Annotated in this window: 12 protein-coding genes and 1 tRNA gene; 6 read left to right on the top strand and 7 right to left on the bottom strand. The window is 39.0% G+C overall.

Annotated elements, in window-relative coordinates; genetic code table 11:
• Positions 1-41: 41 nt before the first annotated feature.
• Positions 42-1,694, bottom strand: coding sequence for an AMP-binding protein (locus ABD009_RS03730; protein ID WP_343822792.1), 1,653 nt, complete (start codon positions 1,692-1,694; stop codon positions 42-44).
• A 268-nt stretch (positions 1,695-1,962) separates the two neighbouring features.
• Positions 1,963-4,041, bottom strand: a complete 2,079-nt coding sequence (gene metG, locus ABD009_RS03725; RefSeq protein ID WP_343822790.1) for a methionine--tRNA ligase — start codon at positions 4,039-4,041, stop codon at positions 1,963-1,965.
• A gap of 111 nt (positions 4,042-4,152) precedes the next feature.
• Here metG and ABD009_RS03720 point away from each other — a divergent pair, with 111 nt between their 5' ends.
• The 4 genes from ABD009_RS03720 to ABD009_RS03705 all read left to right on the top strand — a co-directional run bounded on the left by ABD009_RS03720 (position 4,153) and on the right by ABD009_RS03705 (position 8,657).
• The gene (locus ABD009_RS03720) at positions 4,153-5,283 is read left to right on the top strand and encodes an Mrp/NBP35 family ATP-binding protein (RefSeq protein WP_343822788.1); all 1,131 of its coding nucleotides are present in this window, start codon (positions 4,153-4,155) and stop codon (positions 5,281-5,283) included.
• 20 nt (positions 5,284-5,303) lie between these two features.
• On the top strand, positions 5,304-5,894 hold the full coding sequence (gene dcd / locus ABD009_RS03715) for a dCTP deaminase (RefSeq protein WP_155695442.1): 591 nt from the start codon (positions 5,304-5,306) through the stop codon (positions 5,892-5,894).
• Between the two features lie 55 nt (positions 5,895-5,949).
• Complete coding sequence (locus tag ABD009_RS03710; RefSeq protein WP_343822786.1) at positions 5,950-8,478, top strand: EAL domain-containing protein; 2,529 nt, start codon at positions 5,950-5,952, stop codon at positions 8,476-8,478.
• Between the two features lie 102 nt (positions 8,479-8,580).
• Positions 8,581-8,657, top strand: a tRNA-Pro gene (locus ABD009_RS03705).
• A 161-nt stretch (positions 8,658-8,818) separates the two neighbouring features.
• On the opposite strand, the gene ABD009_RS03700 is transcribed toward ABD009_RS03705, so the two are convergent.
• From ABD009_RS03700 to ABD009_RS03690, 3 genes are read right to left on the bottom strand one after another with little or no spacing between them, the layout of a single operon-like run.
• Complete coding sequence (locus ABD009_RS03700; protein ID WP_343822784.1) at positions 8,819-9,517, bottom strand: SOS response-associated peptidase family protein; 699 nt, start codon at positions 9,515-9,517, stop codon at positions 8,819-8,821.
• 21 nt (positions 9,518-9,538) lie between these two features.
• A complete protein-coding gene (locus tag ABD009_RS03695; RefSeq protein WP_343822782.1) occupies positions 9,539-10,207 on the bottom strand; it encodes a response regulator transcription factor in 669 nt (222 codons plus the stop codon).
• Positions 10,197-11,429 (bottom strand): sensor histidine kinase, encoded by a 1,233-nt coding sequence (locus ABD009_RS03690; protein ID WP_343822780.1) that lies wholly within the window; start codon positions 11,427-11,429, stop codon positions 10,197-10,199. Before ABD009_RS03690 ends, ABD009_RS03695 begins: the two co-directional genes overlap by 11 nt.
• A gap of 166 nt (positions 11,430-11,595) precedes the next feature.
• Here ABD009_RS03690 and ABD009_RS03685 point away from each other — a divergent pair, with 166 nt between their 5' ends.
• Together ABD009_RS03685 and ABD009_RS03680 are read left to right on the top strand one after the other, a co-directional pair.
• Complete coding sequence (locus ABD009_RS03685) at positions 11,596-12,339, top strand: hypothetical protein (RefSeq protein ID WP_155695428.1); 744 nt, start codon at positions 11,596-11,598, stop codon at positions 12,337-12,339.
• A 42-nt stretch (positions 12,340-12,381) separates the two neighbouring features.
• The gene (locus ABD009_RS03680; RefSeq protein WP_343822777.1) at positions 12,382-13,512 is read left to right on the top strand and encodes a tetratricopeptide repeat protein; all 1,131 of its coding nucleotides are present in this window, start codon (positions 12,382-12,384) and stop codon (positions 13,510-13,512) included.
• On the opposite strand, the gene ABD009_RS03675 is transcribed toward ABD009_RS03680, so the two are convergent.
• Together ABD009_RS03675 and ABD009_RS03670 are read right to left on the bottom strand one after the other, a co-directional pair.
• Positions 13,507-15,060, bottom strand: a complete 1,554-nt coding sequence (locus tag ABD009_RS03675; protein WP_343822775.1) for a sensor histidine kinase — start codon at positions 15,058-15,060, stop codon at positions 13,507-13,509. The genes ABD009_RS03680 and ABD009_RS03675 overlap by 6 nt on opposite strands.
• Positions 15,060-15,800, bottom strand: a complete 741-nt coding sequence (locus ABD009_RS03670) for a winged helix-turn-helix domain-containing protein (protein WP_343822773.1) — start codon at positions 15,798-15,800, stop codon at positions 15,060-15,062. The genes ABD009_RS03675 and ABD009_RS03670 overlap by 1 nt, the downstream gene beginning before the upstream one ends.
• Positions 15,801-15,806 lie beyond the last annotated feature (6 nt).

Below are 15,806 nucleotides of genomic sequence, written 5' to 3'. Positions count from 1 at the left end.
GATTTAAAACACCCGGCTTTTAGCATTTAATAGAGTTTAAATTATAGCTCTGATTCCCAAAGAATAACCTGGCCTTTAAGCTCTTCTACACGAGACGCATATTTTTCGTGTAAAACATGACGCTTAATTTTTAACGTTGGCGTCAGAATGTCATTTTCAGGAGTCCATTGTTCTTCAACAACCACTATGGCACCTACTTTTTCATGAGACTCTAAATGCCCATTCACGGCGGTTAGCGTTTCTTTAAGAGATTTCTCTACTTGAGCTCGAGGCATTGCCATTGCGCCTTCAGATAACTGCACTAATGTCACAGGTGCAGCCATGCCAGCACCAACAACACATAACAATTCAATGTGAGGGTCTTGAGCTAAACGCTTTTCAATTGGCACAGGTTGAACAAATTTACCTTTTGCTGTTTTGAAGTTGTCTTTAACACGACCAATAAGTCTTACCGCGCCGTTTTCTTCTATCTTGGCTAAATCGCCAGTTTTAAAGAACCCATCTTCATCAAACGCTTCTTTAGTAGCTTCTTCGTTTTTATAGTAACCATTAAATAAGCCGCCGCTCTTAAACAGTAGTTCGTCATTGTCGGCAATTTTAATTTCGCAGCCTTCCAACACATTGCCAATAGTACCAATCATGTCTTCGCGGAATGGGAAATTACCAATGGCATAAATACAGTTTTCAGTCATGCCCCAGGCTTCACAAATATTAATATCAATCTTTTGATACCACTCAATAAGAGCCGGAGATATTGGAGCAGAACCAGAAGCTGCTATTTGAGCATGTTCTAAACCTAGGCCTTTTTGGATCTTTTTCTTAATTAATCCTGAAACAATTGGAACCTTTAACAAAAATTCTAGTTTAGAGTGTCCAATTTTGTCGATAATGTTCTTCTGGAATAAGCTCCATAAGCGAGGTACTGAGAAGAAGATTGTTGGTTTAGCATAGTTTAAATCTGCAACAAAATGCTCCAGTGACTCGGTAAAGTAGATAGTCATGTTGCAGTGGAATGCAGCACCTTCGACTAGACAACGTTCAGTTATATGAGCCAGAGGTAGATAAGACAAGAAACGAGAACTTTGGTTAAAGCCAAGTACATTAACAATTTTATCATTCGCCCAATTGTAAGCTTTGTAGCTGATCATTGCGCCTTTAGGGTTACCAGTGCTACCTGAGGTGTAAATGATCGACATCAAGTCGTCCATTTGCGGCAGATGCTCTTCGATAGGGGCGCCAAGTGACTGAAGTTGTTGCCAGTCATATTGCACGGGAATTGTATCGTAACTCATCCCTAAGCGAATGATGTTGCCTGCAACGCCTTTATCGGCTAGCTCTTGCTTATCTAATTTACCAACGAATACAGCTTTTGCTTCTGAATGATCTAATACGTATTGAATTGTTTCTGCATTTGCCGATGGATAAATTGGCACGCTTACCATACCAGCACGCATGATGGCTAAATCTGTTATAAACCACTCGGCACAGTTTTTAGCTAATATAGCGACTTTGTCGCCTTTGCTTAATCCAAGGTGGTGTAGGCTGGCTGCAACGCCTTCAACTTGTTGTTTTATTTGGGCCCAATTATGCGTTTCAATTTTTCTGTTTTTAGGCTGGTGTAAAAATATTTTCTCTGGCGTTTCAGACGCCCAATGATTTAACCAGTGAACCGGACTGAATTGTGAAGTGTCCATAGATGATTCCTTCTGCTGATAATAATTATTATTTTTTTTATTGTTGATTAGCTATTAGCCGAACTTTTAACGGCGTCGTGAATTTAGCTTTTAAGTAATTATTGAATTTTTATGACTTTATTATGTATAAATTTACAATGATTAGCCAACTTAAATGTCGCTATTTGTTGGAATAAAAAAGATAAATGTAAATATTTGACACAAAAAAGCCAATCCGTAGATTGGCTCTTTAAACTTTACGAAAACTATATTAGTTAACGCAACTTCGTTACATTACTCGCATACCAGGTTGTGCGCCATCATGTGGTTCTAAAATCCACAAGTTTTTGCCACCCGGACCTGCCGCTAAAATCATACCTTCAGACATACCAAAGCGCATTTTTCTTGGTTTAAGGTTTACGACAACAACCGTTAATTTACCAACAAGGTCTTCTGGTGAATATGCTGCCTTTATACCTGAGAATATTTGGCGTGTTTCACCACCAATATCAAGTTGGAATTTCAACAGCTTTTCAGCACCTTCAACGTGCTCTGCAGAAACTATCTTAGCAATTCTCATGTCTACTTTAGCAAAGTCATCAAACTCAATTTCAGCAGCAATTGGTTCCGCCTCTAGCGGTGCTTTTGGAGCTTCGTTTGTGGTATCCGCTTCTACTTTGACTTTTTTCGGTTTTGAAACTGCCGGTTTAGTAGCGACTAAGTTTTCTTTGGAGTCTTCAACCATCTTTTCAACTTTATCCATTTCAACACGTTGCATTAACGCTTTAAATTTGTTGATTTCATGGTTAACCAATGGCTTATCAATGCTATCAAAACTTAGAGTATCGTTTAGAAACGTTTCTACTTCTTTAGCCATAGCAGGAAGAACAGCTTTTAAGTAGGCCATTAGTACACGGAATAGGTTGATTCCCATTGAACAAACATCATGTGTTTGTTGCTGAAGGTTTTCATCTTTTACAGATACCCAAGGCGCTTTTTCATCAATATACTTGTTTGCTAAGTCTGCTAACGCCATGATTTCACGGATTGCCTTAGCAAATTCTCGTTGCTCAAACAGCTCAATAATTCGAGGTTTAGCAGCTTGGAATTCTTCCAGTAACTCAACATTATCAATATTTTCTGATAACTTTCCATCAAAACGCTTTTTGATGAAACCAGCGCAGCGGCTCGCGATATTTACTACTTTACCAATTAAGTCGCTGTTTACTTTTTGACTAAAGTCTTCAAGGTTTAAATCAAGATCAGTAATGCCACTATTAAGTTTAGATGCAAAGTAATAGCGCAGGTACTCTGGATTTAAATGATCTAAATAGGTTCGGGCTTTGATAAATGTGCCGCGAGATTTAGACATTTTTTCGCCATTAACGGTTACAAAGCCATGCGCAAATACATTTGTTGGCTTACGTAATTTTGCGCCTTCAAGCATTGCTGGCCAGAATAAGCTATGGAAGTAGATGATATCTTTACCAATAAAGTGGTAAAGCTCAGTGTCACTGCCTTCGTTCCAAAACTCATCAAAGTTAACGGCAGTATCTGTTTTATCACAGAAGTTTTTGAAGCTGGCCATGTACCCGATAGGAGCGTCTAGCCAAACGTAAAAATATTTGCCCGGTGCATTTGGAATTTCGAAGCCAAAATAAGGTGCGTCACGGCTGATGTCCCACTGCTGTAACCCTTGCTCAAACCATTCTTCTAATTTGTTGGCCATTTCAGTTTGAATACTGCCAGAGTGTAACCACTCTTTTAGCATTGGTTCAAACTTCGGCAAGTCAAAGAAGTAATGCTCAGAGTCTTTAAGTACAGGCGTTGCTCCAGATATTACAGACTTAGGATCTTTTAAATCTACAGGGCTGTATGTTGCACCACACTTATCACAGCTATCGCCATTTTGATCTTCAGAGCCACACTTAGGACAAGTTCCTGTGACAAAGCGATCTGGCAAGAACATATTTTTTTCAGGATCAAAAAGTTGACTAATAGAACGTTTAGCAATGTAACCAGCGTCGTTTAGACGATTGTATATCATTGCTGATAGCTCGCGGTTCTCGTCGCTATGTGTACTGTGGTAGTTTTCAAATTCGATATGAAAATCTGCAAAGTCTGTAATACGTTCTTCACGTACTGCGGCAACCATATCCTCTGGATTGATACCTTGCTGCTGAGCTTTTAGCATTATAGGTGTGCCATGAGCATCATCAGCACATACATAGTAACATTCGTTACCTTGTGCTTTTTGAAAACGGACCCAAATATCCGTTTGAATATATTCCATCAAATGGCCTAAATGCAGAGAGCCGTTTGCATAAGGAAGGGCGCTAGTTACAAGAATTTTGCGGGGTGCTGTCATATCTCAAGAAACCTTTATTAGAATCGATAGTAAAACACTACTATTTATGTGTACGATGTTACATAATTTGCAACCAATATGCACCATTCTATATGTTGATAGGTCGATAAAATGAAGTTTTCTAATTGGTTTGGTAAAAAAAGCACCAAATCCTCAGAGTCAGAAACTAGTATCCCAGCAAGTGCCGAAAAAGTAACAAAAATGACGCCGGACAAAAGCACATTAAAAGTGCAGATTTTTGATGCGTTAAAGAACATTTCCACTGCTAATTTTCCAGAAGGACTTTTTGGGCGCATTTCTGTTGTCATCAAAGGTAGAGGGACTAGCGGCAGTGATGTCCACATAACTACGCCATTTTACCCGGGCGCGGTGGAGTCTGAGCTTTCAGAGGCGTTGTTGAAAGTCCTACCTGACAATATATCGATTCAATTCAATTATTCGCCTGTTCACCCACCTAGCTCATTGCCGAAAAAAGCAAAGATTGTTATTGCAGTTGCATCAGGAAAAGGTGGCGTTGGTAAAAGCACAGTGACTGCGAATTTAGCTGCAGCAGCTGCTCAACTCGGTCATAAAGTTGGCGTGTTAGATGCTGATATTTACGGTCCATCGATCCCTATGATGTTTGGTCTTCAAGGAGAAAATGTTAGCAGTTTTGATGAAAAAACCATGGAACCGCTGTTTAAATACGATGTTGCCCTAAACTCCATTGGTTTCCTTGTACCAGCTGATAAAGCAACTATTTGGCGCGGGCCAATGGCGTCAAGAGCGCTCATGCAACTTGTTAATGAAACAAACTGGCCGGAACTGGATATTCTTTTTGTTGATATGCCACCGGGGACTGGCGACATTCAATTGACGATGTCAGAACAGATAAAATGCCATGGTGCGATTATCGTTACTACACCTCAAAACATTGCCCTAGCTGACGCGCAAAAAGGCATTGAAATGTTCCAAAAAGTGAATACACCAATTTTAGGTGTTGTTGAAAATATGAGTCAGTTTACTTGTCCAGACTGTGGAGCGAGCCATACGTTGTTTGGGGCTGGTGGCGGAAGTGTGTGTGCCGAGAAGCATAAAATTCCGCTTTTGGCTCAGTTGAGTTTAAAGCCTGAAATTAGGAATCAAGGTGACATCGGAAAGCCATTTTCACTTTTAGATTCAAATAATGAGTATCAGAAACTGGTATTTTCTCTTATGATGCACATGTCTAATCAGACTGAACAACGCATTCTAACTTTATAAATTTAAAAATGGATTAACCCATGCGCCTTTGCGACACAGACATTATAGCTAAACTAGATCAAGGTGAAATCTCCATATTACCTCGTCCATCTAATGAATTTATTTCAGGAATTACTGTTGATTTAACACTTGGTAATAAGTTTAGAGTATTTCAAGATCACCAAGCTCCATTTATCGATTTAAGTGGTCCAAAAGAAGAAACTCAAAAAGCGCTAGAATCTGTAATGGGAGACGAGATTGTTCTTAAAGAAGAACAGGCGTTTTTCCTTCATCCAGGAGAGTTGGCACTAGCTATTACACATGAATCTATTACCTTACCTAATAATTTAGTTGGTTGGCTGGACGGTCGCTCATCTTTGGCTAGACTTGGACTCATGGTTCACGTAACTGCACATCGTATTGATCCAGGTTGGTCAGGCAATATTGTTTTAGAGTTTTATAACTCAGGCAAACTGCCACTAGCATTAAAACCCCACATGAAAATTGGTGCACTGAGCTTCGAAACAATGACGGGCCCTGCTGCTCGACCTTATACCTCACGTGCAGACGCAAAGTATAAAAATCAAGATGGTGCAGATGGAAGTCGCATTAATCACGATAAAAAAGATTAATATTTAAAGTTTAAAATTTGGAGTTTGAATTGTGGTATTAAGCAAACCCAGTTCTATGTTGGTTATATTAGCGTGGCTGACAATGTTGTTAGTTACGTTGGTTTATGCTGTTTTCTATTCGCCCGACAAATACGATAGTGATATTTATCAACAGTTTAATGTCGAGTACATTGACGATACATCAAATGTACTGACGATTGACCAAGTTAAATTATTACCTAGTACGGTGTTTGAGCAAGACAAACAAAAAGTTCATACACCAGACTCCATGGATTTTTCAATGTGGTACAAAATATCTACAGTTTCTAACCTTGGGTATCTTGAACCTTTTAGTGTAAGTGTTGATAACCCCACATTAGATATAATTCATTTTTACGCCATAAACGACGGGCAAGTCCGTTTTGAAAAGGTACTAGGTGATCTAAATACCTCTGAGTACGCCATAGACCATGTATCTCCAAAGGTGAGTTTGTTTGGTGGGATGTCTGGCGCAACAGATATCTTTATAAGAATAAAATCAAATGGCTCAACAGCAACGCCTGTATTAATTGAATCCGTCACCGACTCTCAATACCGAACAAGTGCCCAGCTTATTTTATTAGGCGCATTGTTTGGAATTGGCATGATCATGGTTATTTACAACTACTTCATGTATCGCGGTGTTAGAGAACGCTCGTTTCTCGATTACATTTGCTATATATCGGCAACTGTAGCAGCCATATCTATGATTAATGGCTTTTCATTTTTTATTATGCCGAGCGATCTAGCTATTTGGAGCAATAAAAACCTTATTGTTTCTATTCACATTTTATCCTTAACATTTGCTATTAGGTTTGCAATTAGTTTTTTACGTTTTGAAACTATAAAGCCAATGTTCGTAAAGACAGGTATCTACTTAACAAATTTTCTATTTATGTCCGCTTTAGTTTGTGTTTTTTTAGAAGAAAGCGTGAGTCTTGGGTTCTATATGGGTATGCTTATTGTTGGATATATATATGCTATTACATTATTGGCTATGGTATTTAATAGTAAGGTTGTTTGGGTAAGATATTACTTGGTTTCATGGGTTCCCTTGTTAGCAGGAGGCATGCTAACAGTAGGTGCCTTTAATGGTACTGTTAGTTATAACTTTTTAACGAGAAACGGCTCTTTGTTGGGAGTTTTAGCTGAGATATGTTTAATGGCTATCGCTTTGCTAGATAGGTTCAGAGCGAATCAAATTGATCGGGAATATAGAATGAATCACGATCTAGCCACGGGGTTACCAAATCAAATACTTTTAGAATCGGCAATTAAAAAAGTAGGCACGGGCAGAAAACCTGTTTATTTAATGGTATTTGATATTCCACAAGCGAAAGATCTTATTCCTGCGCTAGGCGTAGAGTCGGCTAACTTATTCTTCAAGCAACTTTTTATTAATATTGAAGCTTATGTTTCTACGATTAAAGAGACCTATACCTTTGCAAAAGATAGCAACGGTCGAAAATATCATATTGTACGAATAGATGAGTCTCGGTTTGCCGTTATGTTTGTTGGGGATTTAGAAGCTGAGGAGCTGGAGCAAAATGTTTCAGCTATACAAAATGCAGTGTCCAATATTATTAACCTCAATGGCGTGACCATGTCGGTGAGCAGTGTTGCTGGGGTTGCATGTTTCCCTGATGATACAAGAGAGCCAGAGCGATTATTAAGCACAACAATACAAGCGCTAATATCCGGTCGTAAATCTAATAAGAAGTGGGCTCGCTTTGATGAGCAGCGAAATATTGATATACAGCAGCGCTTTAGGTTAGCGGCTGATCTTCAAAACGCCATTGAACAAGGTGACTTAGAGCTTTACCACCAACCACAAATTGATATGGTTAATAACAAGGTTTACGGCAGTGAACTATTGTTGAGATGGTTTCACCCACAAGAAGGTTTTGTTGACCCATCCTTGGTAATTGATATTGCAGAAGAAACAGGCGTGATTCATCAACTTACCGAATGGGTTATCGAAAAAGGTTTTGAGCAACACTCTAAACTGTGCAAACTGGAGTTGAGAGCGAATGTGTCGATTAATATATCGGGCAAAGACTTTAACGATAATGGCCTTGTAGCTCATATTTTAACAACGGCTGCTCGTTATAATATCTCACATGAAACAGTAACATTCGAAGTGACAGAGTCCGCAACTGCGGATGATCCTGAGCAGGCTAAATCGGTTTTAACCCAACTCTATAATCAAGGCTTTAAGATTGCCATTGATGATTTTGGAACAGGGTATTCAAGTTTAGACTATTTGAGTCAATTACCTTTTCATGAACTTAAAATTGACCGTTGCTTTATGAACATTGATGTTTCTGAACGAAATAGAACGATAACAGAAGTGACTTTGTCATTGGCGAAGCGTTTAGGTGTCAATGCGGTTGCAGAAGGCATTGAAAATGAGCGAGTAGCAGAGTTATTAACTTCATTTGGTTGCCCTATTGGACAAGGTTATTTGTATTCGAAGCCAAAACCTTTTATCGAGCACATGAGATGGCTACAAGATATTTATAAGTCTAATAGAAACTTAGAGCTTAATAAACCACCGGTTGAATAGCATATAAACATTCTATAGTTGATTTAAAATCAAAGTTTTATATTATCGAAACAGATAAACCAATATTGCTTGTTAGTCCCCATTACAAGCAATATTGAGTATCGGACTGTAGCGCAGCTTGGTAGCGCACTGCTCTGGGGGAGCAGGGGTCGCTGGTTCGAATCCAGTCAGTCCGACCAATTCCTTCTACAAACCGCTAGAACCTTGGCTATCAAGGTTTTAGCGGTTCAAAATATCACTTCAATTAATACATCAATGCGTCAATCAGGCCACAAGTAGGGTCACATTCAGAGTCACATGTAAACTAAAAACTTATAATTCGAAGTTCCGGCTCTTAGATTCAGAAATCTCCATTTATCAGCTTTTTATCGCCAATGGCATTAAATGTACTCGGTTTGTCGATGGCCTGAGCCCACAAGTTTTGTGGCAAGTGTGGCTGCAACAGGTGGTTAAATAATTCAGTGTTTGTTTGAGCTGAGTCTAACCATGCAGTCAGTAAGTCTTTGTTTTGGGGTAGTATAAGAGGCATGGCTTTACTATGAATGTGTTTGATTTTTTCATGTGGTGGTAAGGTGATGATGGAGCAACTCAGCGCTGTTTTACCCGTATTAACGTTTAACCATTCTTTGTATAAACCACCAAAGGCTATAGCTTGTCTGTCTTCGGCCTCAAAGTCGTAATAGTGTGTTGGCTTTTTGTTAACGAACTCCGTTTCACCAAAACCTTTGGCGGGGATGATGCAACGGCTTTCTTTAAAAGGCACATAGCCTGCGCTTCTAGGCACATTTAGCTTGTCATATCGCGTATTAAACGAGGTGTATTTAGACGGCTTAAACCCTTCGGTTTGATTGTCTAATAATAACCACCAGATAGCGCTATCGGCTTGAGTAATGCCAGCTTTTTCTCGAACAATGGTGACTTTATCAGTTGCACGTTTAAAGCGGCCTGTCTGCAAGGGTTCGGACCAAAGCTGTATATTGAGCTGCTCACACAGTTGTTGAACACCAATATCGTCAATTACGTTAAGTCTACCGCACATAATATTCCCAGTTACCTAAGGCTACTTTAATATGCCAATTTCAATAGCAGCTAAAACGGCGCGCGTTCTGTCGCGTACTCCAAATTTAGACAGTATATTAGACACGTGATTTTTAATAGTCCCTTCAGATTTAAATAAGGCTTCTGAAATCTCCTTATTTGAATAACCACAAGCCATTAACCTAACTACTTCCATCTCTTTTTTTGAAAGCTCCACCTGATTATCTTGATAAATAAAACTCGCACTTGTTGACGATAAGTCACTAGACTGATTTTTTACACCGGCTACGAGTCTTTCAGTTATCGCTGGCTGCACCAAGGTATGGCCATCAAAAACAGTCTGAATTGAATTGCATAATGTGTCTAGTGACACGTCTTTTAATAAATAACCTTTTGCACCGTTAGTTAAACCTTGTAACACAAGTTGGTGATCGTCAAAGGTTGTTAAAATAATAGCGGGAATGGCAATGTTGTTCTCTTGTAAAAGCTTAAGCGTTTGGATTCCATTCACTTTAGGCATAGACATATCAAGTAAGATGATATCTATTTTGTGCAGTGAAAGTTGCTCTAGGACTTGGCTGCCATCATTTGCTTCGGCCACTACTTTTATAAAATCAGAGAGGTTTAATAAGCTTTTAATACCTTCTCTAACTAGCATTTGGTCATCAACCAACAAAACACTAATTGTCATTTTTTGCTCCCTCAGCCTTATCTAATAAAGGGATGGTTAGCTTAATAGTCACTTGAGTTCCAATAATTTCAAATGTTGCAGTTCCGTTATATGAGGATAGGCGTTCTTGCATTCCTGTCAGACCGTTTCCAAATGGCAGTGAAGTGCTGAGTTGTTTATTGTTTGGATTCTCATTTACGCACCGGTTCCCATTCGCGTAGCCGTTGCCATTGTCGGTTATCTCAACTTCAATTGTGGTGTCTGTAGAAATAAGACAAATATTTACAACACTTGCATTGCCATGTTTTATGGCGTTAGTCACGGCCTCTTGGATACAGCGCAATAAATCATGCAGAAGCTCAATGTTTTCAATATTTAATTCGGTATCGGTCACATTAATGACTAAGTTTGGGAATGACGATTCAATGCCTTTTATGGCCTTAGCAATATCAATATGCTGATTCTCTCTAATAACCGAAACAGCTTCGCGCACATCGCTTAAAAGTAATTTAGCTAAAAAGTAACTCTGAGAAATGGGTTGTTTTAAGTCCGCTGGTGAGTCGTATTTTTCAGTGAGATGGTTAGCTACCTGAAGGTTGATATTCAAGGCGGTTAAATGATGCCCTAGAAGATCATGTAACTCTCTTGCTATTCGTGTACGTTCTTGTTGTTTTGTTGACTCCGCTAAAAGCTCTTTAGCAGCAACAAGTTCAACATTTAACGCTTTGGCTTTGTCAGAAGCTTGTTGGGCTTTAATCACTTGTAAGCTTGTCATTAAAGCAAACATATGGAAGGCATAATAAAGTAAACCACTATAAAAAGCGGCGCGCTGTTCCCATAACACTGCGTAAAGCGCAAACCATGTAAACACGGTAACTGAAGTGATTAAAAATGCCCGAGCAGGGGATAAGTAGTGAAGTGAAATTGCTGCCCAAACAATGGTTAAAATAGGTAAAAAGTCTAAAGGGATAAGGCTCATGATGAAGAATGAAAACAACAGCATGAAAGTGAAAAATAGGCGCTGGTGGGTAATAGTCAAGCGATTACCAAATGTTCGAGTTGCGCCAATAAAACAAATTAAGTAACCCAAAAATCCAAGGATGATAAAAGGTTGGTTGTTTTGAATGACTGGATCAGCATTTGGCATCATTCGAAGTGTAATAAAAAAGACGAAAAACCATGTGCCTACGCCAATTGCATCTTCTATTCTAATGTGTTTTTTTACCGCAGTAATGAAAGACATATTCTTCATTTATTGTTTTTATATTAACTGATTATGGCAAATAACAGGTTGAGTTAAAATAGGTCAAAAGTCATGGTTTTAAATCATGACTTTATGCACTGTTGGTTTTTTTGGGGAAGGTTAAGCTGATTCTAGTTTTTCAAAACTCCAATGACAGGAACTAAACATGTACGAATCAATTCATAAATTGGCACTTGTATTACATATAGCAATAGGAAGTGCTGGACTCGTTATATTCTGGCTGCCCATCTTTAGCAAAAAAGGCGGCGCTTTTCACAAACAAGCAGGAAATTGGTTTGCCAAAGGCATGACCATTGTTGCCTACAGCGGCATATTGATGTCGACGTTAGTATTTATTGACCCGCTGGCCGTACGAGATCCAAACAACCAGTTTACATTGGAGCAAGCAACCAATGTTGTAGAGGTAGCGAGAGCAACAGCCGCATTTTTGTTTATGTTGTCCTGCTTAGTGCTTTGCACAACACGACAGGGTATTAATGTACTTAAGGCAAAAGACGATCGCTCAATACTTAAAACACCTGCTCACCTAGTACCTATTTTTTTATTAATGTTATCTGCAGTTTACGTTGGTATGCTGAGCTTTCAGCGCGCAAGTTTGTTATATCCTATTTTTAGTGTTTTATCGTTTTTTGTGGCGATAGGCATGCTTAAGTATATTTTTCGTGCAGAAGTTAGTAAGCGCACTTGGATTATTGAGCACGTAACTAACATTATCGCGTCGGGTATTGCTGCTTATACTGCATTTTTGGTTTTTGGCGGACAATCATTTTTAGCGGGTTTAGTGCCTAGCAACATGCAAATCATGTTCTGGATAATGCCTGGTGTTGTGGGTGGATTTTTGTCTCATGTATACGCGTCGAAGTACCGTAAAATTTATAATGTGAAATAAAAACATTTCCTAAATTCAATCAAGGCTTTAAAGGACAACAAAATGAACATGAAAAAAGCTATAAAGTTAATGCCGTTATCGCTGCTTGTTGTGAGCTTTACCGGGTCTGCTATTGCAACCCAAGCTGCTATTGCAACCCAAACGGCGTCTGTAAATCAAACTAAAGGCGAAGCGAACAAAGAGAGTACGATTGGCACCGCGCCTACACTAAAAGTAACTCATAACTCATATGTCGAAGTCGAAAGGCTTCTTTATATTGGAGAATTAGAGCAAGCGGCAACGATGATAGCAGAATTAGTATCTTCGGTAGATTCAAAAAAACAACAGGGGTTGTTAAAAGCGCGGATTCAATTAGCTAAAAATAAACTAGACCAGGCTAGCGACACAATGGAACAGCTAATAGCTCGTTTCCCTTCAGATCCAGAGTTGCATTATTGGCTTGCTATGATCAATGGAAGCCAAGCCCAACAGGCGTCAATATTTAGCGCAGGTGCTTTTGCTAAAAAGTCCAAAAATGGTTTTATCAAAACCATAAAGCTAGACACAAATTATGTGCAAGGGTATCAAGGTTTAATTCAGTTTTATCTAGGTGCGCCTGCCATTGCTGGTGGTTCGCTTAAAAAGGCAAAAAAAACAGCAGCAGAACTTCTTGAAATAAACCGACTGCAAGGATTATTAAGCTTAGTCAGTATAGCGAGGGAAGATGACGATGAAAAACTTGAAACAAAGATAATTAAGGCGCTAGAAAGTGAATTTCAAACCTGTGCAACGGCCCAATATGTTGTTGGCTTTTATTACCAACAAAAAAAGAAATTTGATAAAGCGTTTCTAGCGTTTAACAAAGCAGTCACGATTGCTGACTACTCTGAGGTCACAGGTGAGAGCGAACAAGACTTTAAAGATTCAAAACTTAATGCCACATATCAGCTTGGGCGAAACGCTGTTTTCTCAGAGCAATATGTTGAAGAGGGAATATCGGCATTACATAAATATTTGAAAGCTGATATATCAACCGCTATGCCTTCCAAACACTGGGCAAGTTATCGTTTAGCGAAACTTTACATATTAAATGCTCAGTCAGAGCAAGCAAAACCAATACTTCAAAATTTGAGTCGTATTGATCATGCTGACAACCTTGAAAACTTAGCAAAAAAGGACCTGCAAAGCTTATAAGCTGGTTACTCTTGGCACTTGGAAACTAAACCTAGTGCCAGTGCCTTCTTCGCTTTCTACTGATAAGTCCGATTTAAATAAAGCCACTAAACTTTTGCTTATTGCTAGGCCAAGACCAGCGTGAGGCTGAGTATCTTCACGGGTATTGCTAGCTCGATAACGAGCCTGAAAAATATGCGCTAACTCCTGCTGATTTATGCCTATTCCTGTATCCTTTACTTCTATTCGAAGCTGCTGTTTGTCGCCTATAACTTCAAAAACAGAAAGTGTAATTTCACCCTGTTTAGGTGTGTGTCGAATGGCGTTGTCAATTAGGTTTGAGAGCACTCGTTCAAGCTTACCAATGTCGGTAAATATTTGGTAATTGCACTCTACGGGTTCAACGTTAATGACAATGTTTTTACGGGTCGCTTTGAGCTCAAATTTAGCTGCTACATCATAAAGTAACTCTCCAAGGGCAACGGACTCATTTTTTAACGTCACCTGGCCGCCTTCTAAATATGCCAACTCAAATATCTGGTCTATTAAGCGTTTTAAATTTTTAGAGTTTTTCATGGAAATATTAATAAACTTTTTACGTTCATCAGCCGAAAGACGCTCCCCATGCATATAAAGCGTTTCTATGTAACCTTGCAAGCTAGCCAGTGGGGTTCTTAAGTCATGAGATAGGTCTGCCAATAAGATACGGCGTTGCTCGTCAATATTTTCTAGCTGAGAGAACTGCCCTTGAATTTTTCCAAGCAAGTTATTTATAGTTGAAACAACAAGTTGTAATTCGTCATCTTTTGGAAAGTCTAAATTTAAGCTAACACCTTGCTTATTCCATTGTCCGTTCCCTAAGTCTTTTAGTGAATTAGATATTTTACAAAGAGGTAATGTAAAAAAACGGAATAACACTAATAGAATAGCCAACATAAACGCAATAGAAATAGCCGCGATAATTGAGGTGTCACCAAATTGGTTATCTTTTTTAACGGCGGCCAAAATAGAGTCATGTATCTCGCCGCCAATAATCATATACAAGTAACCTTGTAAAACGTTGTTATTATAAACGGGCGCCGCTGAAAAAATCTTTTTGTCTTGGTTTATCGAATTAGCAGGCTCTTCGTTTGATAGGCTAGTTGTATTTAATGAAAGTTGTTTTGTAAGTAATCCTGAACTCTTTGGATCGTCACCTAAAATGGGCAGTGGTTGTATTCCACTTATCAGCTGCTTAACAGGCTCTATATCAATATGAGAACGCTTAATCTTGCCTGGTTCTGCAGAATAGGTGAGTATTTTTCCATTAGGGTCGAGATAATAAAACTCAAAGCTAGGACCCAACATCATTAGTGTATGAAAAAGGTTTTTTAATCCATCGTAATCATAAACGCCATCCGCCAGCAGAGGGTTGTCTTGAACTAAATGTTTAGCGAGTCCTAAGTGTAACCTTTGCTCCGATTCTAATTGAGTATTTTCTCGTAACTCACCGCTCCACCAAATTATTAAATAAATAATACCGGCAAATACCAATGTGAGTGAGATCACGAGTCTTTTATACAACGACATTAATTGGCTCCTTGAGCACTTAATTTGTAACCTACGCCCCACACAGTTTGAATAATCTGTGCGTCAGTTGGGTTAACTTCCAGTTTTGCACGAAGGCGATTGATGTGAGAATTTACTGTGTGTTCATAACCGCTGTGGCCATAACCCCAGACACTTTCTAAAAGTTGGGCTCGGCTAAAGACTTGTTCTGGGTGCTTTACAAAGTGTTTTAACAAATCATACTCTGTTGACGTTAAATCTAACTCATGAGCACCTAAAGTAGCTCTGTGCAATTTATCATCGATAGTTAATTGACCTATTTTGTAATTGTCTAATTGATTTGGCGGTTGCTTAAAGGCGTCGTCGACTTTTGGCAAGTCACGCTGTTTAATTAAATTAACCTTTCTTAATTGTGATCTAACCCTTGCTTGTAGCTCTCGAATACTAAAAGGTTTGGCCATGTAATCATCCGCGCCGAGTTCAAGTCCCAACACTCTGTCTACTTCAGAGTTTTTTGCCGTTAACATGATGATGGCTTGTTCTGGCTTTTGTTTTCTAACTTCATTACAAATATCTAACCCAGACAATGAAGGCAACATGATGTCTAGTAGCAATAAACTAAATGGTTTGGTCAGTGCTTTTTTTAGTGCTTTTTTGCCATCAGATTCGTGCTCAGTGGTAATTCCCAACTCCATTAAATTAACGCGAATAAGGTTCGCTATATCAATATCGTCTTCCACGATAAGCACTGAATCTGTCATTTAAAG

Origin of the sequence: Psychrosphaera haliotis (assembly GCF_039523615.1) — a bacterium.
Taxonomy (GTDB): Bacteria; Pseudomonadota; Gammaproteobacteria; order Enterobacterales; family Alteromonadaceae; genus Psychrosphaera; species Psychrosphaera haliotis.
This window is presented reverse-complemented; position numbering and strand designations above follow the sequence as displayed.

Coding starts and splice junctions, on each gene's coding strand:
- ABD009_RS03730 (WP_343822792.1), bottom strand. CDS start 1,694: ATGGACACTTCACAATTCAGTCCGGTTCACTGGTTAAATCATTGGGCG.
- metG (WP_343822790.1), bottom strand. CDS start 4,041: ATGACAGCACCCCGCAAAATTCTTGTAACTAGCGCCCTTCCTTATGCA.
- ABD009_RS03720 (WP_343822788.1), top strand. CDS start 4,153: ATGAAGTTTTCTAATTGGTTTGGTAAAAAAAGCACCAAATCCTCAGAG.
- dcd (WP_155695442.1), top strand. CDS start 5,304: ATGCGCCTTTGCGACACAGACATTATAGCTAAACTAGATCAAGGTGAA.
- ABD009_RS03710 (WP_343822786.1), top strand. CDS start 5,950: ATGTTGGTTATATTAGCGTGGCTGACAATGTTGTTAGTTACGTTGGTT.
- ABD009_RS03700 (WP_343822784.1), bottom strand. CDS start 9,517: ATGTGCGGTAGACTTAACGTAATTGACGATATTGGTGTTCAACAACTG.
- ABD009_RS03695 (WP_343822782.1), bottom strand. CDS start 10,207: ATGACAATTAGTGTTTTGTTGGTTGATGACCAAATGCTAGTTAGAGAA.
- ABD009_RS03690 (WP_343822780.1), bottom strand. CDS start 11,429: ATGTCTTTCATTACTGCGGTAAAAAAACACATTAGAATAGAAGATGCA.
- ABD009_RS03685 (WP_155695428.1), top strand. CDS start 11,596: ATGTACGAATCAATTCATAAATTGGCACTTGTATTACATATAGCAATA.
- ABD009_RS03680 (WP_343822777.1), top strand. CDS start 12,382: ATGAACATGAAAAAAGCTATAAAGTTAATGCCGTTATCGCTGCTTGTT.
- ABD009_RS03675 (WP_343822775.1), bottom strand. CDS start 15,060: ATGTCGTTGTATAAAAGACTCGTGATCTCACTCACATTGGTATTTGCC.
- ABD009_RS03670 (WP_343822773.1), bottom strand. CDS start 15,800: ATGACAGATTCAGTGCTTATCGTGGAAGACGATATTGATATAGCGAAC.